Origin of the sequence: Kosakonia pseudosacchari (genome assembly GCF_900184035.1) — a bacterium.
Classification (GTDB): domain Bacteria; phylum Pseudomonadota; class Gammaproteobacteria; order Enterobacterales; family Enterobacteriaceae; genus Kosakonia; species Kosakonia pseudosacchari.
In genome coordinates this window covers 288,856-309,590 of record NZ_FXWP01000013.1, presented here as the reverse complement: position 1 = coordinate 309,590, position 20,735 = coordinate 288,856, and the positions used below count along the sequence as shown (strand labels likewise).

16 protein-coding genes are annotated in these 20,735 nt (G+C 54.6%); 9 read left to right on the top strand and 7 right to left on the bottom strand.

All coding sequences use genetic code 11. The annotated features are described in order from the left end of the window. The first annotated feature begins 7 nt into the window (after positions 1 to 7). The 5 genes from kdpB to BN2591_RS11435 are packed head-to-tail and all read left to right on the top strand — an operon-like array spanning position 8 to position 6,472. The gene (gene kdpB, locus BN2591_RS11455) at positions 8 to 2,056 is read left to right on the top strand and encodes a potassium-transporting ATPase subunit KdpB (RefSeq protein ID WP_086871570.1); all 2,049 of its coding nucleotides are present in this window, start codon (positions 8 to 10) and stop codon (positions 2,054 to 2,056) included. 13 nt (positions 2,057 to 2,069) lie between these two features. Beyond that, positions 2,070 to 2,645, top strand: coding sequence for a potassium-transporting ATPase subunit KdpC (gene kdpC / locus BN2591_RS11450; RefSeq protein ID WP_086871568.1), 576 nt, complete (start codon positions 2,070 to 2,072; stop codon positions 2,643 to 2,645). A 3-nt stretch (positions 2,646 to 2,648) separates the two neighbouring features. After that, positions 2,649 to 5,336 carry a two-component system sensor histidine kinase KdpD gene (gene kdpD / locus BN2591_RS11445; protein ID WP_086871566.1) on the top strand — a complete coding sequence of 896 codons (2,688 nt, stop codon included), beginning with the start codon at positions 2,649 to 2,651 and terminating at the stop codon, positions 5,334 to 5,336. Beyond that, on the top strand, positions 5,333 to 6,010 hold the full coding sequence (gene kdpE, locus BN2591_RS11440) for a two-component system response regulator KdpE (RefSeq protein WP_086871564.1): 678 nt from the start codon (positions 5,333 to 5,335) through the stop codon (positions 6,008 to 6,010). The genes kdpD and kdpE overlap by 4 nt, the downstream gene beginning before the upstream one ends. Before the next feature lie 33 nt (positions 6,011 to 6,043). Beyond that, positions 6,044 to 6,472 (top strand): EamA family transporter, encoded by a 429-nt coding sequence (locus BN2591_RS11435; RefSeq protein WP_086871562.1) that lies wholly within the window; start codon positions 6,044 to 6,046, stop codon positions 6,470 to 6,472. A gap of 51 nt (positions 6,473 to 6,523) precedes the next feature. On the opposite strand, the gene pgm is transcribed toward BN2591_RS11435, so the two are convergent. After that, the gene (gene pgm / locus BN2591_RS11430) at positions 6,524 to 8,164 is read right to left on the bottom strand and encodes a phosphoglucomutase (alpha-D-glucose-1,6-bisphosphate-dependent) (RefSeq protein ID WP_086871560.1); all 1,641 of its coding nucleotides are present in this window, start codon (positions 8,162 to 8,164) and stop codon (positions 6,524 to 6,526) included. Positions 8,165 to 8,188: 24 nt separating this feature from the next. Next, entirely contained in the window at positions 8,189 to 8,743 is a 555-nt protein-coding gene (gene seqA / locus BN2591_RS11425; RefSeq protein WP_086871558.1) for a replication initiation negative regulator SeqA, read from the bottom strand. 182 nt (positions 8,744 to 8,925) lie between these two features. On the opposite strand from seqA, the gene ybfF reads away from it, so the two are divergent. The 4 genes from ybfF to fur all read left to right on the top strand — a co-directional run bounded on the left by ybfF (position 8,926) and on the right by fur (position 11,546). After that, positions 8,926 to 9,699: an esterase gene (gene ybfF, locus BN2591_RS11420; protein ID WP_086871556.1), complete on the top strand. Its 774-nt coding sequence runs from the start codon at positions 8,926 to 8,928 to the stop codon at positions 9,697 to 9,699. Between the two features lie 132 nt (positions 9,700 to 9,831). Continuing rightward, entirely contained in the window at positions 9,832 to 10,113 is a 282-nt protein-coding gene (gene ybfE / locus BN2591_RS11415) for a LexA regulated protein (protein ID WP_017455918.1), read from the top strand. Between the two features lie 163 nt (positions 10,114 to 10,276). Next, positions 10,277 to 10,807, top strand: a complete 531-nt coding sequence (fldA, locus tag BN2591_RS11410) for a flavodoxin FldA (protein WP_017455917.1) — start codon at positions 10,277 to 10,279, stop codon at positions 10,805 to 10,807. 292 nt (positions 10,808 to 11,099) lie between these two features. Beyond that, positions 11,100 to 11,546 carry a ferric iron uptake transcriptional regulator gene (gene fur / locus BN2591_RS11405; RefSeq protein ID WP_007373881.1) on the top strand — a complete coding sequence of 149 codons (447 nt, stop codon included), beginning with the start codon at positions 11,100 to 11,102 and terminating at the stop codon, positions 11,544 to 11,546. Between the two features lie 115 nt (positions 11,547 to 11,661). On the opposite strand, the gene BN2591_RS11400 is transcribed toward fur, so the two are convergent. From BN2591_RS11400 to nagE, 5 genes are all read right to left on the bottom strand, one after another. Further along, entirely contained in the window at positions 11,662 to 14,316 is a 2,655-nt protein-coding gene (locus BN2591_RS11400) for a beta-N-acetylhexosaminidase (protein ID WP_086871553.1), read from the bottom strand. Between the two features lie 45 nt (positions 14,317 to 14,361). Then, positions 14,362 to 15,759, bottom strand: a complete 1,398-nt coding sequence (gene chiP, locus BN2591_RS11395; RefSeq protein ID WP_086871551.1) for a chitoporin ChiP — start codon at positions 15,757 to 15,759, stop codon at positions 14,362 to 14,364. A gap of 450 nt (positions 15,760 to 16,209) precedes the next feature. Further along, positions 16,210 to 17,877 (bottom strand): glutamine--tRNA ligase, encoded by a 1,668-nt coding sequence (glnS, locus tag BN2591_RS11390; protein WP_086871549.1) that lies wholly within the window; start codon positions 17,875 to 17,877, stop codon positions 16,210 to 16,212. An 83-nt stretch (positions 17,878 to 17,960) separates the two neighbouring features. Continuing rightward, positions 17,961 to 18,392: a membrane lipoprotein lipid attachment site-containing protein gene (locus BN2591_RS11385; protein WP_086871547.1), complete on the bottom strand. Its 432-nt coding sequence runs from the start codon at positions 18,390 to 18,392 to the stop codon at positions 17,961 to 17,963. Positions 18,393 to 18,507: 115 nt separating this feature from the next. Next, complete coding sequence (gene nagE / locus BN2591_RS11380; protein ID WP_086871545.1) at positions 18,508 to 20,526, bottom strand: N-acetylglucosamine-specific PTS transporter subunit IIBC; 2,019 nt, start codon at positions 20,524 to 20,526, stop codon at positions 18,508 to 18,510. Between the last annotated feature and the right edge of the window lie 209 nt (positions 20,527 to 20,735).

The following is a 20,735-nucleotide window of genomic DNA, read 5'->3' as shown; positions in this document are numbered from 1 at the left end:
GCGTTATATGAGTCGTAAACAACTGGCGCTTTTCGAACCGAATCTTGTTCGCCAGGCGCTGATGGATTCCGTGACCAAGTTAAGCCCGCATGTGCAGTGGCGTAACCCGGTAATGTTTATTGTCTGGATTGGCAGCGTGTTAACTACCCTGCTGGCGCTGGCGATGGCGACTGGTCATCTCGACGGCAGTGCGTGGTTCACCGGCACTATCAGCGTGTGGCTGTGGGTGACGGTTCTGTTCGCCAACTTCGCCGAAGCGCTGGCCGAAGGCCGCAGTAAAGCGCAGGCCAACAGCCTGAAAGGGGTGAAAAAGACCGCGTTTGCCCGCAAACTTCGTGCTCCGCAGCATGACGCGCAAATCGACCATATTCCGGCGGAAGATCTGCGCAAAGGCGATATCGTGCTGGTGGAAGCAGGCGATATTATCCCCTGCGATGGCGAAGTGATCGAAGGCGGCGCGTCGGTGGATGAAAGTGCGATTACCGGGGAATCCGCACCGGTGATTCGTGAGTCCGGCGGCGATTTCGCCTCGGTAACCGGCGGTACGCGCATTCTCTCTGACTGGCTGGTGATCCAGTGCAGCGTCAACCCCGGCGAAACGTTCCTTGATCGCATGATCGCGATGGTGGAAGGCGCGCAGCGGCGTAAAACGCCAAACGAAATCGCGCTGACCATTTTGCTGGTGGCCCTGACGATTGTGTTCCTGCTGGCAACGGCAACGCTGTGGCCCTTCTCCGTGTATGGCGGCACGCCGGTGAGTGTCACCGTGCTGGTTGCCCTGCTGGTGTGTCTGATCCCGACGACTATCGGCGGGCTGCTTTCCGCGATTGGAGTCGCCGGGATGAGCCGCATGCTGGGCGCAAACGTCATTGCCACCAGCGGTCGCGCGGTGGAAGCCGCGGGCGATGTCGATGTGTTATTGCTGGATAAAACCGGCACCATCACGCTGGGTAACCGCCAGGCGTCTGACTTCCTGCCTGCCCAGGGTGTGGATGAAAAAACGCTGGCCGATGCCGCACAGCTCTCCTCGCTGGCCGATGAAACACCGGAAGGCCGCAGTATTGTTATCCTGGCAAAACAGCGCTTTAACCTGCGCGAGCGCGATATGCAAAGTCTGCAAGCGACCTTTGTGCCGTTCACCGCGCAAACCCGGATGAGCGGGATTAACGTGCAGGACCGGATGATCCGTAAAGGTTCCGTTGATGCTATTCGCCGCCATATCGAAGCGAACGGCGGGCACTTCCCGGCAGATGTCGAAGCGCTGGTCGAACGCGTGGCGCGCCAGGGGGCAACGCCGCTGGTGGTGGCCGAAGGAGCAAAAGTGCTGGGCGTGATCGCGCTGAAAGATATCGTCAAAGGCGGCATCAAAGAGCGTTTTGCCCAGTTACGCAAAATGGGGATTAAAACGGTGATGATCACCGGTGATAACCGCCTGACCGCCGCCGCGATTGCCGCCGAAGCGGGTGTCGACGATTTTCTGGCCGAAGCGACCCCGGAAGCCAAGCTGGCGCTGATCCGTCAGTATCAGGCGGAAGGCCGGCTGGTGGCGATGACCGGCGATGGCACCAACGACGCCCCCGCGCTGGCGCAGGCGGATGTGGCGGTTGCGATGAACTCCGGTACGCAAGCGGCGAAAGAAGCGGGCAACATGGTGGATTTGGATTCCAACCCCACCAAGCTGATTGAAGTGGTGCATATCGGCAAACAGATGCTGATGACGCGTGGTTCGCTGACCACCTTCAGTATCGCTAACGATGTGGCGAAGTACTTCGCCATTATCCCGGCGGCGTTTGCGGCGACCTATCCGCAGCTGAATATGCTCAACGTGATGCACCTGCACTCCCCGGCGTCGGCGATTTTGAGCGCGGTTATTTTTAACGCGCTGGTGATTGTGTTTCTGATCCCACTGGCATTGAAAGGGGTGAGCTACAAACCGCTGACCGCCTCTGCCATGTTGCGCCGTAACCTGTGGATCTACGGGCTGGGCGGTTTGATCGTGCCGTTTATTGGCATCAAAGCGATCGACCTTATTCTCACGCTGTTCGGCCTGGTGTAAGAGGAAGTTAAAAATGGCTTTATTACGTCCCGCATTTCTGCTTTTGATACTCTTTACCCTGATTACCGGCGGGCTTTACCCGCTGCTTACCACCGCGCTGGGGCAATGGTGGTTTCACGATCAGGCCAACGGCTCACTTATTCGTGAAGGTGACAACGTGCGTGGTTCACGCCTGTTAGGCCAGGATTTTACCCAACCGGGATATTTTCATGGTCGCCCTTCCGCCACGGCGGACGCGCCTTATAATCCTATGGCGTCTGGCGGCAGTAACCTGGCGGGTAGCAACCCCGAGCTGGATAAAGAAGTGGCGCAGCGCGTCGCGCAACTGCGGGCCGATAACCCGCAAGCGGATACGCATGTTCCGGTAGAACTCATTACCACCTCGGCCAGCGGCCTTGACGGGCAGTTATCTCCGCAGGCCGCTGAATGGCAGATCCCACGGGTGGCGCAGGCGCGTAACCTTCCGGTGCAGGTGGTGGCGAAACTGGTGGCAGAGCATACCTCAACACCGCTGGTGAATTTTATCGGCCAACCGGTGGTGAATGTGGTGGAACTTAATCTGGCGCTGGATGCGCTCAAGGACAAATAAAGCATGACTGATGAGCCTTTGCGCCCCAATCCCGACCGCCTGCTGGAGCATGCCGCCACCGCGCACCGGGGCAAGCTGAAAGTCTTTTTTGGCGCCTGCGCCGGGGTGGGGAAAACCTTTGCGATGCTGCAGGAAGCACAGCGGCTGCGGGCGCAAGGGCTGGATATTCTGATTGGCGTCGTTGAAACCCACGGTCGAAAAGAGACTGCCGCATTGCTGGAGGGGCTGGCAACGCAGCCCGCCCGGCGTATTCATCATCGCGGACGCTTAATTCAGGAATTTGATCTGGACGCCGCCCTTGCGCGGCGTCCGGCGCTTATTTTGATGGACGAACTGGCGCACAGTAACGCGCCCGGCTCGCGCCACCCGAAACGCTGGCAGGATGTCGAAGAGCTGCTGGAAGCAGGGATTGATGTTTTTACCACCGTCAACGTTCAGCACCTTGAAAGCCTCAACGATGTGGTCAGCGGCGTAACCGGGATTCAGGTGCGCGAAACGGTGCCGGACCCTTTCTTTGACAGCGCCGATGAAGTGGTGCTGGTGGATTTACCGCCGGATGACCTGCGCCAGCGTCTGCACGAAGGCAAAGTCTATATTGGCGGTCAGGCGGAACGCGCGATTGAACACTTCTTTCGTAAAGGCAACCTGATTGCCCTGCGCGAACTGGCGCTGCGCCGCACAGCCGATCGCGTGGATGACCAAATGCGCGCCTGGCGCGATCGCCAGGGCGAAGAAAAAGTCTGGCACACGCGCGATGCGATTTTGCTTTGCGTCGGCCACGGTGCCGGCAATGAGAAACTGATCCGCACTGCCGCACGCCTGGCGGCTAAGCTCGGCAGCGCCTGGCATGCGGTGTATGTCGAAACCCCAACGTTGCATAAACTGCCGGAACCGCAGCGGCGGGCGATTTTAAGTTCACTGCGCCTGGCGCAGGAGCTGGGCGCAGAAACCGCCACCCTTTCCGATCCGGCGGAAGACCGCGCCATTTTGCGTTACGCGCGCGAGCATAATCTCGGCAAGATTCTGATTGGCAGACGCAATAAACGCCAGTGGTGGAGCCGGGAATCCTTTGCCGATAAGCTCGCCAGACGCGCGCCGGATCTCGATCTGGTGATTATCGCGCTGGAAGACGCGCCGACTCCCCTGCCCGCCCGCGCCGGGGATATTCGCCCGTTTATGGATCGCTTTCGTGTGCAACTGAAAGGCTGCGTCGTAGCGCTTGCGCTTTGTGCCGCCATTACCCTGATTGCCATGCAGTGGCTGACGGCATTTGATGCCGCCAACCTGGTGATGATCTATCTGCTTGGCGTGGTGCTGGTGGCGCTATTTTTTGGCCGCTGGCCCTCCGCTTTCGCCACGGTGATTAACGTTGTCAGTTTTGATCTCTTTTTTATCGCCCCGCGCGGTACGCTGGCGGTTTCCGATGTGCAATACCTGCTGACGTTTGGCGTAATGCTGACGGTAGGCCTGGTGATTGGTAACCTGACGGCCGGTGTGCGTTATCAGGCGCGGGTGGCGCGCTACCGGGAGCAGCGCACCCGCCATCTGTATGAGATGTCAAAAGCGCTGGCGGTTGGACGTAGCAATCAGGATATCGCCGCGACCAGCGAAACCTTTATCCACTCCACTTTTAATGCGCGCAGCAAACTGCTGCTGCCGGACAGCCACGGTCAGTTGGCGGCTGTGACGCAGACGCACGGGATGACGCCGTGGGATGACGCCATCGCCCGCTGGAGTTTTGATAAAGGCCAGCCGGCAGGCGCGGGCACCGATACGCTGCCCGGCGTGCCGTATCAAATTTTGCCGCTAAAAAGCGATCAAAAAACCCATGGATTGTTGATTGTTGAACCGGCGAATCTGCGCCAGTTAATGATCCCGGAACAACAGCGCCTGCTGGAAACCTTCACCCTGCTGGTCGCCAGCGCGCTGGAACGCCAGGCATTAGCCACCAGCGAAGAACAGGCGCGGCTGGCCAGCGAGCGCGAAAGCATTCGCAACTCGCTGCTGGCGGCGCTGTCCCACGATCTGCGCACGCCGCTGACCGTGCTGTTTGGTCAGGCGGAGATCCTCACGCTGGATCTGGCCAGCGAAGGGTCAGCACATGCGCCGCAAGCCAACGAAATTCGCCAGCATGTGCTGAACACTACGCGACTGGTGAATAATTTGCTGGATATGGCGCGCATCCAGTCTGGCGGCTTTAACCTGAAAAAAGAGTGGCTGACGCTTGAAGAGGTGATTGGCAGTGCGTTGCGAACGCTGGAGCCAGGGCTTGGCGGCCAGCATATTGCGCTCGACCTGCCCGACCCGCTGATGCTGGTGCATGTTGACGGCCCGTTGTTTGAGCGCGTACTGATTAATCTGCTGGAAAATGCGGTGAAATATGCCGGGCATCGCGCCGAAATTGGGATTACCGCGCACAGCACGCCGGACCAGTTAACGCTGAATGTGTGGGATAACGGACCGGGGATCCCTGCGGGCCAGGAAGCGGCGATTTTCGATAAATTCGCCCGCGGGACCAAAGAGTCAGCCATTCCCGGCGTTGGGCTGGGGCTGGCGATTTGCCAGGCGATTGTCGAGGTGCATGGCGGCACCATCGCCGCCCGCAACCGCCCACAAGGCGGCGCGCTGTTTTGTGTTACACTTCCACGGGAAACACCGCCGCAACTGGATGAATTACCTGAGGATCTGTGATCAACGTTCTGATTGTTGAAGATGAACAAGCTATCCGCCGTTTTCTGCGTACCGCGCTGGAAGCCGAAGGGCTGCGCGTCCATGAAGCAGAGACACTTCAGCGCGGGCTAATTGAAGCCGCCACCCGCAAACCGGATCTGGTGATCCTTGATTTAGGGCTGCCGGACGGCGACGGGCTCGACTTTATCCGTGATCTGCGCCAGTGGAGCAAGATGCCGGTGATTGTGCTCTCTGCGCGCGCAGAAGAGAGCGACAAAATCGCCGCGCTGGATGCGGGTGCCGATGATTATCTCAGCAAACCGTTTGGCATTGGCGAATTGCAGGCGCGCCTGCGCGTCGCGCTGCGCCGCCATGCCGCCGCCACACCCGATGAGCCGGTGGTCACCTTTTCTGATATCCGCGTCGATCTGGCTAACCGCCGCATTCAACGCGGTGAAGAAGAACTGCATCTCACACCGATTGAGTTTCGCCTGCTGGCGGTGCTGCTCAATAACCACGGGAAAGTCCTGACGCAGCGCCAGCTGCTTAGCCAGGTCTGGGGACCAAACGCCGTGGAACACAGCCATTATCTGCGTATTTATATGGGGCATTTACGGCAAAAGCTGGAAGTCGATCCGGCGCGTCCTCGCCATTTACTGACGGAAACAGGTATCGGCTACCGGTTTATGCTCTGACGGCGTATCCTTCTGATTTTTGGGAGGGGAATCATGAGTGCCTGGTTAATTTATGCCTTGTTGTCGGCGCTAACCGCTGCGCTGGTGGCCATTTTCGGCAAAATCGGTTTACAACATCTTGATGCCAATACCGCTACCGCAATCCGCGCAGTGGTGATGGCAATTTTCCTGGCTGGCGTGGTAGTGGTTCAGGGCAAGCTGTCGCTGATTTCGACGGTTTTCGCCGACAAAAAAGCGCTGCTGTTTGTGGTGCTAAGCGGCGTAGCGGGTGCGCTGTCGTGGCTGTTCTACTTTATGGCGATCAAAAGCGGGAATGTGTCGCGCGTGGCGCCGATTGATAAGCTCAGCGTAGTGTTTGCGGTGATTCTGGCGGTGGTGCTGTTTGGCGAGAAGGTTTCTCTGATTTCCGGCGCGGGAGTGGCGCTGATCACCGCCGGGGCGCTGATGGTGGCGCTGGGGTAATCGCTAACAGGCAGTAAAAAGGCTCCCGAGGGAGCCTTTTCTTTTCAGTGATTACGCGTTTTTCAGCACTTCGCTGACAATCTCTACCGCTTCTTTTTCGATCTGCTTACGGTGTTCAGCACCGAGGAAGCTTTCACAGTAGATTTTGTAGGCGTCTTCCGTTCCTGACGGACGCGCGGCAAACCAGCCGTTATCGGTCATCACTTTCAGCCCGCCAATCGACGCGCCATTACCCGGTGCGGCGGTCAAACGCGCGGTAATCGGATCGCCTGCCAGTGTGCTGGCGCTAACCATTTCCGGGGAAAGTTTAGACAGTGCGGCTTTCTGCGCGGACGAAGCGGAAGCCTGCAAACGGTTATAACTCGGCGCGCCGAAACGCTCTGCCAGCTCATCGTAGTGCTGCTGCGGGTTTTTCCCGGTGACGGCGGTGATTTCCGCAGCCAGCAGGCACATAATGATGCCATCTTTATCAGTAGACCATGGTGTGCCGTCGAAACGCAGGAACGAAGCCCCCGCGCTCTCTTCGCCGCCGAAGCCGAAGCTGCCATCATGCAGACCATCGACAAACCATTTAAAGCCAACCGGCACTTCCACCAGCTTGCGGCCCAGGTCATTCACCACCCGGTCGATCATCGCCGAGGAAACCAGCGTTTTACCGACGGCAACATCTTTGCCCCACTGCGGACGGTGCTGGAACAGGTAGTTGATGGCAACCGCCAGGTAGTGGTTCGGGTTCATCAGGCCAGCCGGCGTTACAATGCCGTGACGGTCGTAGTCCGGATCGTTGGCGAAGGCCAGATCGAACTTGTCACGCAGCGCCAGCAAGCCCGCCATGGCGCACTCGGAGGAGCAATCCATACGGATAACGCCATCTTTATCGAGATGCATAAAGCGGAACGTCTGATCGACCTGATCGTTAACGATGGTCAAATCCAGCTTGTAGTGCTCAGCAATGCGTTTCCAGTACTCAATACCGGAGCCACCCAGCGGGTCAACGCCCAGTTTCAGACCCGCTTTCTGGATAGCCGCCATATCGACGATATCCGCCAGCCCTTCAATAAACGGCTGTACCAGATCTTTTTCCGTCACATGACCGGACGCCAGCGCGGCATCCAGCGTAATGCGTTTTACGCCTTTCAGACCGTCTGCCAGCAGTGCGTTAGCGCGATCTTCCACCACTTTGGTGACGTTGGTGTCCGCCGGGCCGCCGTTCGGCGGGTTGTATTTGATCCCACCATCTTCCGGTGGGTTATGTGATGGCGTAATAACGATACCGTCAGCCTGCGCGCCGCCGTTTTTGTTGTGAACCAGGATAGCGTTTGAGATGGCAGGCGTCGGCGTGAAGCCGTTATTTTCCTGCACGATAATGTCCACACCGTTGGCTGCCAGCACTTCCAGCACAGAGATAAACGCCGGTTCAGACAGCGCGTGGGTATCTTTACCCACATAGCACGGGCCGGTAATACCGTTTTTCGCACGCTCTTCGGCGATAGCCTGAGCGATGGCGAGGATATGTTGCTCGTTGAAGCTGTGGCGACCTGCGCTGCCACGGTGACCGGATGTTCCGAACTTCACCGCATGTTCTGAATTTCCGACTTCCGGTTTCAGCACGTAATACTGCGCAGTAAGCTGAGCGACGTTGATCAAATCGCCCTGTTGTGCAGGTTGCCCCGCACGCGGATGGTTAGCCATTGCCTGGTCCTTTCAATGCAAGGATTAAATTGTGCCGCAAACTTTTTCAATCAATTCCGCGGGGAACTGCATTGATTGCATGATGTGCTCGATCATGCTGCATTTACGACCCGTATTGGTGTTGGTGATGACCCAGTAAGGGGTGTCCGGCACCTGTTTCGGCTTGGTTTGATTGCCGTTTTGCAAAAGCGTTTGCTCGTTCGCGGCAAAGTATACGCGGGTGCGCCCATGCAGAGACTCGGTGGATTCCGTAAACCCTTTTTCATCCAGTAAGTAGAGTGTAGACAGCACCAGCAGGAAACGATTCACCGCCTTTTTCTGCTCGGCGTATTCATCAGACAGAAGCAGCTCGCGCACGGCACGGACTTTGTCTTTGGCGGTGTTTGTCGGTTTAACCTCAACGGTGCTGACAGTACGCGTCTCTTTTACCGGCGCGAGGGAAGCGGCAGGCTGTGATGATTGAGGAACGGCGGAAAATTTTAACATGCGCCGTAAAATGTCGGATGCGCTCTCGCCAATGTGCTTCGTGTGGCTAGCAATATAACTGTAGAGCTCATCATCAACTTCGATCGTTTTCATCTTAATCCAGTGCGATATCTTATCTGAATACAAGTGTTGGGATTATAAAGTGAAATCTCAACAGCGGATAGCGTCAAACCAGGATGGCGGCAAAAGTAAGAGTAATTCTTAACCTTGCGGCCGGGCGGCAGAATGTTCAACATAATAACCTAACCCGAATCAGTGAAAAAAAGAACTTTGCCATGAAATTGAATACGCGCGCGCAAACTGCGCAACATCCGCACAACAATTCTCCGATCGTCCTTGTTCACGGTCTTTTCGGTAGCCTTGATAATCTTGGCGTGCTCGCCCGTGAACTGGTTCAGGATCATGACGTGTTGCAAGTGGATATGCGTAACCACGGCCTTTCAGACCGCGCTTCAGAAATGAACTACCCGGCCATGGCGCAGGATCTGCTGGATACGTTGAACGCTCATCAGCTCGACAAAGCGACCTTTATTGGTCACTCCATGGGCGGTAAAGCCGTGATGGCGTTAACAGCGCTCGCGCCGGAGCGTATTGATCAACTGGTGGCGATTGATATTGCGCCTGTGGATTACCAGGTGCGCCGGCATGACGAAATTTTTGCCGCCATCAACGCGGTCAGTGATGCAGAAGCATCCACTCGTCAGCAAGCTGCAACCCTGATGCGTGAACATATAAATGAAGAAGGTGTCATTCAGTTCCTGCTGAAATCCTTTGTCGACGGCACGTGGCGTTTCAACGTGCCGGTGTTATGGGAGCAATACCCGCATATTGTCGGCTGGGAAACGGTTCCGGCCTGGAACAAACCGGCCCTGTTTGTTCGCGGTGGAAATTCCCCTTACGTCACTGAAGCCTACCGTGACACGCTGCTGGCGCAGTTCCCACAAGCGCGAGCGCATGTGATTGCCGGTGCCGGCCATTGGGTTCATGCCGAGAAACCCGACGCGGTTTTGCGTGCTATTCGTCGCTATCTCGCTGAAAAGACAAATTGATTAAAAAGGCGGCGACTGGTCGTTTCAACGCGCCCGGTCGTTGGCGTGTCCGTTGTGCTGATGTATGATGGCGCGCTATTCAGCCCGGGCGCGCCGCCCGATTGCTTGTTTTTCCCGTAGTATGCTTAGACCATGGCTAAAGAACAAACGGACCGTACGACACTAGATCTGTTCGCGAATGAGCGTCGCCCGGGACGGCCGAAGACAAACCCGCTCTCGCGCGATGAACAATTGCGCATCAACAAACGCAATCAGTTAAAACGCGATAAAGTTCGTGGGCTTAAGCGTGTCGAATTAAAACTCAACGTGGAAGCCGTCGATGCGTTAAACGAGCTGGCGGAAGCGCGTGATATGAGCCGCAGCGAGCTTATCGAAGAGATGCTGCTGGCGCAGCTGAAGGCATTGCGCGGCTAGCGAATCCTCCGAAACATCATCGAAATAACACTTTCATGTGTCATACAGTGCAGTCCGACGCGATAGCAGTTTCCGCGTGCTTCCCTGTTCTGCTATGATTGCCCTTATCTGTGGGCGTAGCACCACCACCATACTCATTAAGTTTCAAGAGGTTATTTTACTCATGGCAATTACAGGCATTTTCTTCGGCAGCGACACCGGCAACACCGAAAACATCGCGAAAATGATTCAGAGTCAGCTTGGTAAAGACGTTGCCGACGTACATGACATTGCCAAGAGCAGCAAAGAAGATATCGAAGGGTATGACATTCTGTTGCTCGGCATTCCTACCTGGTACTATGGTGAAGCGCAGTGCGACTGGGATGACTTTTTCCCGACGCTGGAAGAGATCGACTTTAACGGTAAATTAGTTGCGCTGTTCGGCTGTGGCGACCAGGAAGATTACGCGGAATATTTCTGCGATGCGCTGGGCACCATTCGCGATATCATCGAACCGCGCGGCGCGACCATTGTTGGTCACTGGCCGACTGCGGGCTACCATTTTGAAGCCTCTAAAGGTCTGGCGGACGATGACCACTTCGTTGGCCTGGCGATTGACGAAGACCGTCAACCTGAGCTGACTTCCGAACGCGTTCAAAAATGGGTAAAACAGGTTCGCGAAGAGTTGCACCTGGACGATATCCTTAATGCCTGAGTTTTTTACGGCGTAATCTGTGGATTACGCCGTATTAATAGATAAAAGCAATGGAAATAATTGCTACAAATTTTTAACTTTTTTCTCCATCGCTGTACAATGAGCCCTGCTAAACTGGGTGCCGCCGTAAAGGACTTTGCTGGCGACACCACGTTTTATAAGCTTACTTTACTTGAGGGCTTGCAGTTTTCATCCAGCCATGGCAGTTCTATAATGAGACGCATTACCCCAGGTGCATTCCTTATAACTTCCGCTAAGGAAGTGAATCGTATAGCAACAGGACAGATTCCGCATGACTGACAACAATACCGCATTAAAGAAGGCCGGCCTGAAAGTCACGCTTCCTCGGTTAAAAATCCTTGAAGTGCTTCAGGAACCGGATAACCATCATGTCAGTGCGGAAGATTTATACAAACGACTGATCGACATGGGCGAAGAGATCGGACTGGCAACGGTTTACCGTGTACTGAACCAGTTTGACGACGCCGGGATTGTGACCCGTCATAACTTCGAAGGCGGCAAGTCCGTTTTTGAACTGACTCAGCAACATCACCACGATCACCTGATCTGCCTCGATTGCGGCAAGGTGATTGAATTCAGTGATGACTCCATTGAAGCGCGTCAGCGTGAAATCGCCGCGAAACACGGCATTCGCCTGACTAACCACAGTCTTTACCTTTACGGTCACTGCGCCGAAGGTGACTGCCGCGAAGATGAACACGCGCACGACGCGAAATAACAGCTTTTGAAGCCTAAAAAGCCAACCTGACGGTTGGCTTTTTTTTGCCTGCAATATCGGCAAAAAAAGAAAAACCCGGCAAGCTCGCGCCGCCGGGTGTAATCACTGCCTCACATTACGCTTTTACGCTGTCGACACGGCTAAAGCGTTTACCGTCCGGGCTGACGGTTCGCACCTGCACTTCCCCGCTCACTTGCGGACGCGCTTTATCGTCGTAGCGCTGCCAGTTTTTGCCGCCGTCGGTTGAAAACTCAACCACCATGCCTGGGAAGCTGGTATTGGCTTCAAGTTTTCCACCCACCACGCGCGCGCCCGGTACTGGCAGGCGGTAATGAACACCAGCCTTATCCAGTTTCGCCAGTTCGCGATGACCTAACAGGTTCGCAAAGCGTTGCCAGTCACGTTCCAGCGCTTTCACATCTACCAGATGTGTCTCACCGCCTTTGTATTCACGTCCGGCTTTGTAATCCTGCTCCCAGCCCGCGCGATGCCATGCACGTTCAGCCACCGAAACCATACGCGGATAAATCATGTACTCCATCTGGTTATCGGTGCGCACCACCTCGCTCCACAGCTGCGCAGAAAGGCCATACGCGCCCGGCCACGGTTTGTCGGATTTCGCGCTAAACGGGTTGCCATCACGATCGAGCGAGGTTTCCGCGTTCTGCGGCATGTTGTCCGGGGCGAAACTGAAAATCTTACGTTCATCGCTAAAACGCGTACCCCAGTAGTAACCGCTTTCGGCCGGGTTGACCTCATTCGGGAAATCGAGATAAACGTAATCAGGGTTAGAGACCACAACGCGGAAGCCTTTGTTCGCCCAGTCATTCACCGAGTCAAAACCGCCCCAGTAGAGCGTATCCCAGAAGTTAACATTGACATGATCGGTGGCGAACACCGACGCGTCTTTGGCATCTTTCAAACCGTCCTGCCACGCCTGCATCGTGTCAATGCCGTGCGCTTTCACCAGCTTGCTGACCTCAACGCCAAAATAGCTGGAGAGATGTTCCACGTCGGCAACTTTGCCCTCTTTGATCATCGCCTGGCAGGCTTGCGATTTCGCCCACGGCTTATCCTGATTGCTCTGATCAATAATGCCTTTGCCCGCTTCCGGTTTTTTCTGATCCGTATAACCGGCGCCCAGATAGATGTTTTTCGCTTCGTCACCGCCAAAATGCCAGGTATTCAGCGGCAGCCCGGCTTCTTTATGCATCTGCTGGATTTCGCCAATCACTTTGTCTACAAAGTTACGCGACGAATCGAGGCACGGGTTGAGATAGCCGGTGCGGTTATAGAACTGCACACCGGTGGTGTTGGAGGTATCCGTCGGATCCAGTAAACGGTACTGGTTCGCCTCTTTCTCTTTACCCTCTTTCATCAGGCGCTCATACCGCGCTTCCATCGAGATTACCGCGGCACGCGCATGAGCTGGCATATCGATTTCCGGGATCACTTCGATTTGTCGCGCTTTGGCGTATTTGAGGATTTCGATGTAATCGGCACGGCTGAAGTGACCGCTGCCGTTGTTATTGCTGTCCGGTCCGGAACCGAGCTGTGGCAACAGGCATGTTTTCTCACTCAAATCATGACAACGTTTACTGCCGATATCGGTCAGTTCTGGCAGACCGGGGATCTCAATGCGCCAGCCTTCATCATCCGTCAGATGGAAATGGAATTTGTTCAGTTTGTACCCCGACATCTGATCTAACAGGCGTAGTACCGCCGCTTTACTGTGGAAGTTGCGACCAACATCCAACTGGATGCCGCGATAATCAAAACGCGGTGCATCTTTCGCTTCAAGCGCGGCAATCTTCATCTCGCCGGTGGCAGGAACGAGCGACAGCAGCGATTGCAGACCGTAGAACACGCCCGCCTGATCGTAGCCGGTCACCACGGTTTCTTTCGCGCCAATATGCAGACGGTACGCGCCAGACACCGCCTCATCGCCGCTAAAGGTGTTGCTGGCAATTTCAGTCCGTAGCGGATAACTGCCCTCTTTCACGCCCAGTAATGCAAAGCGTGATTTCACCGCATCTTGTGCATCGGCACTCAGCGCGGAGAGATCCAGCTTCACCCCCTTACCCAAGTCGACATCCTGCCCGTGGATGTTAACGTGCTGCGGCGTGGGCACAATCTGGCCGCGTAGCGATGCGAGATTTAGCGCTTTCACATCGCTATTTTTCTCAAAGCGCGCCTCGGCAGTCATCAGGATATTTTTGTCGTCCGGTGTGCGTTTCCACTGATTATCAAGCGGCGCAACAAAGCGGGATAAATCTTCCGTGTCCGTATTAGCAATCACTTTCGCCGTCGCGCCGTCGGCGGTGACGTACCAGCGCGGCAGTACATCCGTGATAAACAACTGCCAGTATTCATTGATAATCGGGATCTCTATCGCCTGCTTTGCCGGGAAACCGGTAAATTTGTCGGTCGGCTCCAGCTTATGCAGGTCGCCCATAATATGGGTCACTTTGAACTGATCGTTTGCCACCTCCAGCACCGGACGAATGCTGTGAAAATAGATGGCCCACGCGTTGTCGGTTACCGCGTCGCCATTATTGGTCAGGGTGATCACCGCTTTGTTGCAGGACGCCCAATCGGCGCCGAGTTTCGCGCAGTCAACGCCGTGTTGCGCGGCGAAATTATCTTTCACCGCATAGTTGAGATGAAACTGGCTGATAGCATCAACGGTACTCTGATTCGCCAGCGCCCCAGTGCTGCCCAGCATCGCCAGTACGGCACTGGCGAGCAGACTTAAACGAACTGTTTTCATTACGTATTCCTTGTAGTTTGCCGGGCCGAACCCGGCATGCGCTCATCAGAAAATAGTAAACGGTGCGATAACCATAAACTTCACATCGCGCTCATCCTGGAAGATGTTGCCATAACCACCGCTGTAGCTTGGGATGTCGGAATGGTTGTCGTACTGAGTGAAATGCAGCTTGAACATCGTGCCTTTCGCACGTCCTTCTTGCAGGGTGTAAATTGCATCGAGGCTGTAAGAGGACTCTTTCAGGCGATAGTTCGGATCGTAATAGGCATCTGGCGTTGCCATGTCAGCCGGTTTCGCATCCCAGGCGTAAGCGTAAGACGCGCCCACCGTCCAGCCCGGCAGGTTCCAGTTCTTCAGGTCGTACATTGCGCCGAAGAACACCGCTTTTTCGCCGTTGGCGTTAAAGTCAGAGCGGTTATCCCACCAGATATCCAGCCGACCGTTGGATGAAGCGTAAGTCGGCGTCATACGTTGCAGGAAGTAGCCTTGCTGACCATCGGCTTTTACCCACGTGCCTTCCAGACGCAGATCGACCTGACCGACTTTGTAGCCAAATGTCAGTGCCTGCAGCCACGCCGTACCGTCATAAATATCGTTTACGCCGCCATTACTCACTTTGTCGCGCGTGCCATAGAACTGATAACTGGTGCTCAGCGGGCTGCCCGCGATATCGAATTTGTAGCTGGCTTTGGCGAAATATTGATCAACATAACCCTGAGCCTGACCAAACGCGGCTTCCAGGATCAGATCGTTTTTGAAGTCATACTTCGCGCCAATCGAATGCAGGTAATCGACTTTGGTCTTTTTATCGTTTTGATAGAACTTGTCCATCTCGATATGCCACGGCGATTTGTACTCGTTGGTCCACATGTAGGAAAAACTCAACGCCCCGGCATTGCCGTAGTCAAAATTCGCCCCGGCTTCCGCGCCCTGATAAGTACCGGGCATAAAGCTCCAGTGCGGCGCTAACAGCGTCTGGCCGGTTGGCTGGATGTAACCCGCGCGCGCCCATACCGGACCATATTTAAATTTCGCTGCGGCTTTATACAGGCTGACCCCGCTCTTATCACCTGACCAGTCTTCTTTATAGGCTTTATTGCTGGAGGAGAAGGCGATTTCGTTCGGGTGCGCGCTGTCGCCATTTTCCGCCATCTCAATGGCGGTGAAGGCCGCAATATCCAGCCCAAACATATCGGCGGCGTAACCAGACTGGAAATCCAGGTTCGCGTTCCATGTCGAATGGGAAAGGTTGGTTTTGTATTTATCTTCCAGAACATCTTTGCGGTCACGTTCACGCTGCCAGTAATAGATACCGCCCGTGAGCGTGGAATCATCGATAAAGCCTGCTGCATGAGCCTGTGGAGAGACAACCCAGCCCGACATTGCTGTGACACCGGCGATTGCCAGCGCCAGCGTACTACGTTTGCCACTAAACGTACGCATGTGTGATTCCTTCTAGACGTATTTATAAAATCGCCAGAGATAGCGAAAAAAAGACCAAATAGTTTAGGTAGTTACGAAAACCCCCGAATTCACTACCGGCTTAAGACTATTTTTCGCGACGCGAATTATCAATGTTTTTTAGCGGCAAAATGACAGGATTATGACGAAGAGCACATATTACGTAGTGTTTTGAAACATGTTACACAAAACAGGAAAACAACAAACAAAAACCAGCAAAACAAAGAGATTAATGCTAATTGATAGCGATTACACATTGAAATTGACTTTTAAAACCACGAGAATGCTTTCCAGCTGTTCAATGCAGACATCAATAAGAAGATACATTAATTCGCGACGCGAATGTATATAAAGTGTAACAACCTAATCGATAAGCAAAAAAAAACGCCGCTGGAAGCGGCGCTTTAACACAATTGTTTCTGGTTGACTTACTCAGTCACCGATTTTCGCCCAGGTATCACGCAGACCCACGGTGCGGTTGAACACCAGTTTGGAAGCGGTTGCATAACGGCTATCGAGGCAGAAGTAACCTTCACGTTCGAACTGATACGCTTTACCCGCTTGTGCTTCTTTCAGCGACGGTTCCGCATAGCCTTGCTTGATGACCAGCGATTCCGGGTTGATGGTCGCCAGGAAATCTTCGGCAGCGCCCGGGTTCGGCACACTGAAAAGGCGATCATAAAGGCGGATTTCGACCGGCAGCGCATCCTGTGCGCTAACCCAGTGGATAACCCCTTTCACTTTGCGACCATCGGCCGGATCTTTACTCAGCGTTTCCGCATCGTAAGAACAGAAAATCGTAGTGATGTTGCCGTCGGCATCTTTCTCCACGCGTTCAGCTTTGATGACGTAAGCATTACGCAGACGCACCTCTTTCCCCAGCACCAGACGTTTGTACTGTTTGTTCGCTTCTTCGCGGAAATCTGCGCGATCGATCCAGATTTCACCGCTAAACGGCACATCACGCGTGCCCATTTCCGGCTTATTCGGATGGTTCGGCATGCTAACCATTTCGCTGCTGCCCTGCGGGTAATTTTCGATAACCAGTTTCACCGGATCGATAACCGCCATCGCACGCGGTGCGTTTTCGTTCAGATCTTCACGGATGCAGGACTCCAGAGAAGCCATCTCAATGGTGTTGTCCTGTTTGGTAACGCCGATACGTTTGCAGAATTCACGGATAGAGCCAGCGGTATAGCCACGACGGCGCAGACCAGAGATGGTCGGCATACGCGGATCGTCCCAGCCTTCAACATGCTTGTCAGTGACCAGCAGGTTCAGTTTGCGCTTGGACATCACGGTGTATTCCAGATTCAGGCGCGAAAACTCGTACTGACGCGGGTGAACCGGAATGGTGATGTTATCCAGCACCCAGTCATACAGACGGCGGTTATCCTGGAACTCCAGCGTACACAGTGAGTGGGTAATGCCTTCCAGCGCATCGCTGATGCAGTGGGTAAAGTCGTACATCGGGTAGATGCACCACTTGTTACCGGTCTGGTGATGTTCAGCGAATTTAATGCGGTACAGCACCGGGTCGCGCATCACGATAAACGGTGAGGCCATATCGATCTTCGCACGCAGACACGCTTTGCCCTCTTCGAAGCCACCCGCACGCATTTTTTCAAACAGTGCCAGGTTCTCTTCCACGCTGCGATCGCGATACGGGCTGTTTTTACCCGGCGCTGTCAGCGTGCCGCGGTATTCGCGGATCTCATCAGCGGAGAGCTCGTCAACGTAGGCCAGACCTTTGTTGATAAGCTCAATCGCGTATTCGTACAGCTTGTCGAAATAATCCGAGGAGTAGCAGATATCGCCAGACCAGTGAAAGCCCAACCATTGCACGTCGTTCTTAATAGATTCAACGTATTCGATGTCTTCTTTTGCCGGGTTTGTGTCATCGAAACGCAGGTTGCACTGCCCCTGGTAATCTTGCGCGATACCAAAGTTCAGGCAGATCGATTTCGCGTGGCCAATGTGCAAATAACCATTCGGCTCCGGCGGAAAACGGGTATGGACGGTAGTGTGCTTACCACTGGCCAGATCTTCATCAATGATCTGGCGAATAAAGTTAGTCGGGCGGGCTTCTGCCTCACTCATCACAGGTTCCTCAAGGCGTAAACAACGTATAACGGCATATGATCTAATAAGAGGACGCAGGAAACAACCTTTACTTATACAAATCACTGATGCCCAGGAGAAAGGTATTCAGCTACGTCCCGCGCTTGTCGGCAGCGTAAATCTTGCGTGGTCGGTTTAAGGATGACCGGGCTCTCAATCTCATCACCCTGTCCGTTTTGCGGAACATAACCCGGCGCTTCAATACACCAGCCCCACGAGTAGAAATTCGTCCCGTGCAAAAAGAAAATCATATTTTCCCACTGGGATTTTTTCTCCACCTCAATATGCCCTTGCCGATCAGCACGAAACGCTTCCGGCGGTGGATAATACCCCGGCGGTGAACGCCCGGTGCTCACCCACATCATTGCCGTTGAGATCGGCTCCCCGGCCGGATTACGCACATCCACATCATAGTGTGGGCGCAGCGTGGCGTAACGTGGAATACAGCCGCTTAACGTCAGTGCGATACAGAACGCGCAAATTATCCTTTTCATCCTCATCCCCCTAATAAAAGCGACATCAGTATGGCACTGATTAAATGCAAGGCAAAAAAAAGCGGCGGAGGATAATCCCCCGCCGCTTAAGGCATGAAAGCTTACTCAGGAGCCATTAGCCTTTAATTTCAAACAGCGGCGTCTGACCAGCAACCACCGCGCCCTGCGCCTTGATAACCAGGCCGCTAAAGTCGTCGATATTGCTGACCACCACCGGGCTAATCATCGAACGGGCATTGGCGTTGAGGTACTCCAGATCCATTTCGAGGATCGGCTGCCCCGCCACCACTTCCGCGCCTTCTTCAACCAGGCGAGTAAAGCCCTGACCGCCCAGCGCAACGGTATCAATGCCCATATGGACAACGATTTCCGCGCCTTTCTCCGTTTCCAGGCAGAATGCGTGGTTAGTGTTGAAGATTTTCACAATGGTGCCTGCCGCCGGAGAAACCACGATTTTATCCGTCGGTTTCACCGCCACGCCGTCACCCACTGCTTTGCTGGCAAACGCTTCATCCGGCACCTGATCCAGCGCTACCAGTTCACCGGTTACAGGCGATACCAGCTCAGCGATGGTTGTCGCGTTCGGTACCGCCTGCGGCTTTACCGCTGCCGCCGGCGCCGCTGCGGACGCAGCATTACCTGCCGCCGGAACTTCACCAGCCGTTCTCATTGCGTCGGCAATTTTTTCCGCCACGAAACCAACGATAATCTGTACGCCGGTTTTGTTCAGACGAATAACGCCGGATGCGCCAAGACGTTTCGCCATGGACTCATTGACCAGCGAAGAGTCTTTCACCGTTAAACGCAGACGAGTGATACAGGCGTCAATGCCGGTCAGGTTAGAAGAACCCCCAATCGCGGCGATGTACTGACGCGCCAGGCCACTCACATCCTGCTCGGTGTTACCGCTGACATTGACATCCTGACCATCAATTTCATCACCTGCAACGGCCAGTTCACGACCCGGCGTAAGCATGTTGAACTTAGTGATAGCGAAACGGAAAACCACATAATAGATAACAAAGAACACCAGACCTTGCGGGATCAGCATCCACCACTGGGTTGCCAGCGGGTTACGCGAGGAGAGCACCATATCCACCAGACCGGCGCTGAAGCCGAAACCGGCAATCCAGTGCATGCTGGCAGCGATAAATACGGAGATCCCCGTCAGCACGGCATGGATCACATACAGTACCGGCGCAACGAACATAAAGGAGAATTCCAGCGGTTCGGTGATACCGGTAAAGAACGAGGCAAACGCGCCCGCCATCATGATACCCAGCACTTTGGCTTTGTTTTCCGGACGTGCGCAGTGGTAAATCGCCAGCGCCGCACCTGGCAGGCCGAACATCATGATCGGGAAGAAGCCCGCCTGGTAACGGCCAGTGATGCCGACCACCGCTTTACCGGCTTCGATAGACTGCGCGCCACCGAGGAAGTTAGGAATATCGTTAATGCCCGCGACATCAAACCAGAACACGGAGTTGAGCGCGTGGTGCAAACCGACCGGAATTAACAGGCGGTTAAAGAAGGCGTAAACGCCAGCGCCCACGGAGCCGAGTTTCTGAATGCTTTCACCAAACTCCACCAGACCGCTAAATACGACCGGCCAGATATACATCATGATGAAAGCAACAACGATCATCACAAACGAGGTGAGGATCGGCACCAGACGGCGGCCGCTAAAGAAGGAGAGCGCTTTCGGCAGCTCAACGCTGCTAAAGCGGTTATACAGTTCAGCTGCAATAATCCCCACCAGAATACCGACAAACTGGTTTTTGATTTTGCCAAACGCGGCCGGAACTTGATCCGCAGGGATTTTTTGGATCATTGCCACTGCTGCCGGTGAACAGAGCGTGGTCAGAACCAGGAAGCCGACAAAGCCAGCCAGCGCAGCGGCACCATCTTTGTCTTTTGACATACCGTAAGCGACACCCACCGCGAACAGCACGCCCATATTGTCGATAATGGCGGAGCCAGACTGGATGAAAAACGCCGCCAGTGCGTTTTGCCCACCCCAGCCGACCGGGTCAATCCAGTAGCCGACGCCCATCAGAATTGCCGCCGCAGGCAGCGTGGCGACAGGCACCATTAGCGCGCGGCCGATCTTTTGCAGATAACCTAGAATACTCACTTTTATTCCCCCTATGAACCCGATGAGAGCTCACTGAAACAGTCGTTTTTTATTGTGTCACTAACCCTGAAATCACGGCTATTTTCTCACTACCTGACAGAGTGTGTGAAAAATTAATTCGCCTCGCAAATTAAAAGCGTATTTTCTGTGATTAAAATCACTAAGTATCGTCAATCACCCTCCCAATCACTGGCAAACAGGCAAAACTT

Coding starts and splice junctions, on each gene's coding strand:
- BN2591_RS11435 (WP_086871562.1), top strand. CDS start 6,044: ATGAGTGCCTGGTTAATTTATGCCTTGTTGTCGGCGCTAACCGCTGCG.
- fldA (WP_017455917.1), top strand. CDS start 10,277: ATGGCAATTACAGGCATTTTCTTCGGCAGCGACACCGGCAACACCGAA.
- glnS (WP_086871549.1), bottom strand. CDS start 17,877: ATGAGTGAGGCAGAAGCCCGCCCGACTAACTTTATTCGCCAGATCATT.
- kdpB (WP_086871570.1), top strand. CDS start 8: ATGAGTCGTAAACAACTGGCGCTTTTCGAACCGAATCTTGTTCGCCAG.
- chiP (WP_086871551.1), bottom strand. CDS start 15,759: ATGCGTACGTTTAGTGGCAAACGTAGTACGCTGGCGCTGGCAATCGCC.
- pgm (WP_086871560.1), bottom strand. CDS start 8,164: ATGGCTAACCATCCGCGTGCGGGGCAACCTGCACAACAGGGCGATTTG.
- fur (WP_007373881.1), top strand. CDS start 11,100: ATGACTGACAACAATACCGCATTAAAGAAGGCCGGCCTGAAAGTCACG.
- ybfE (WP_017455918.1), top strand. CDS start 9,832: ATGGCTAAAGAACAAACGGACCGTACGACACTAGATCTGTTCGCGAAT.
- seqA (WP_086871558.1), bottom strand. CDS start 8,743: ATGAAAACGATCGAAGTTGATGATGAGCTCTACAGTTATATTGCTAGC.
- BN2591_RS11400 (WP_086871553.1), bottom strand. CDS start 14,316: ATGAAAACAGTTCGTTTAAGTCTGCTCGCCAGTGCCGTACTGGCGATG.
- kdpD (WP_086871566.1), top strand. CDS start 2,649: ATGACTGATGAGCCTTTGCGCCCCAATCCCGACCGCCTGCTGGAGCAT.
- BN2591_RS11385 (WP_086871547.1), bottom strand. CDS start 18,392: ATGAAAAGGATAATTTGCGCGTTCTGTATCGCACTGACGTTAAGCGGC.
- ybfF (WP_086871556.1), top strand. CDS start 8,926: ATGAAATTGAATACGCGCGCGCAAACTGCGCAACATCCGCACAACAAT.
- kdpC (WP_086871568.1), top strand. CDS start 2,070: ATGGCTTTATTACGTCCCGCATTTCTGCTTTTGATACTCTTTACCCTG.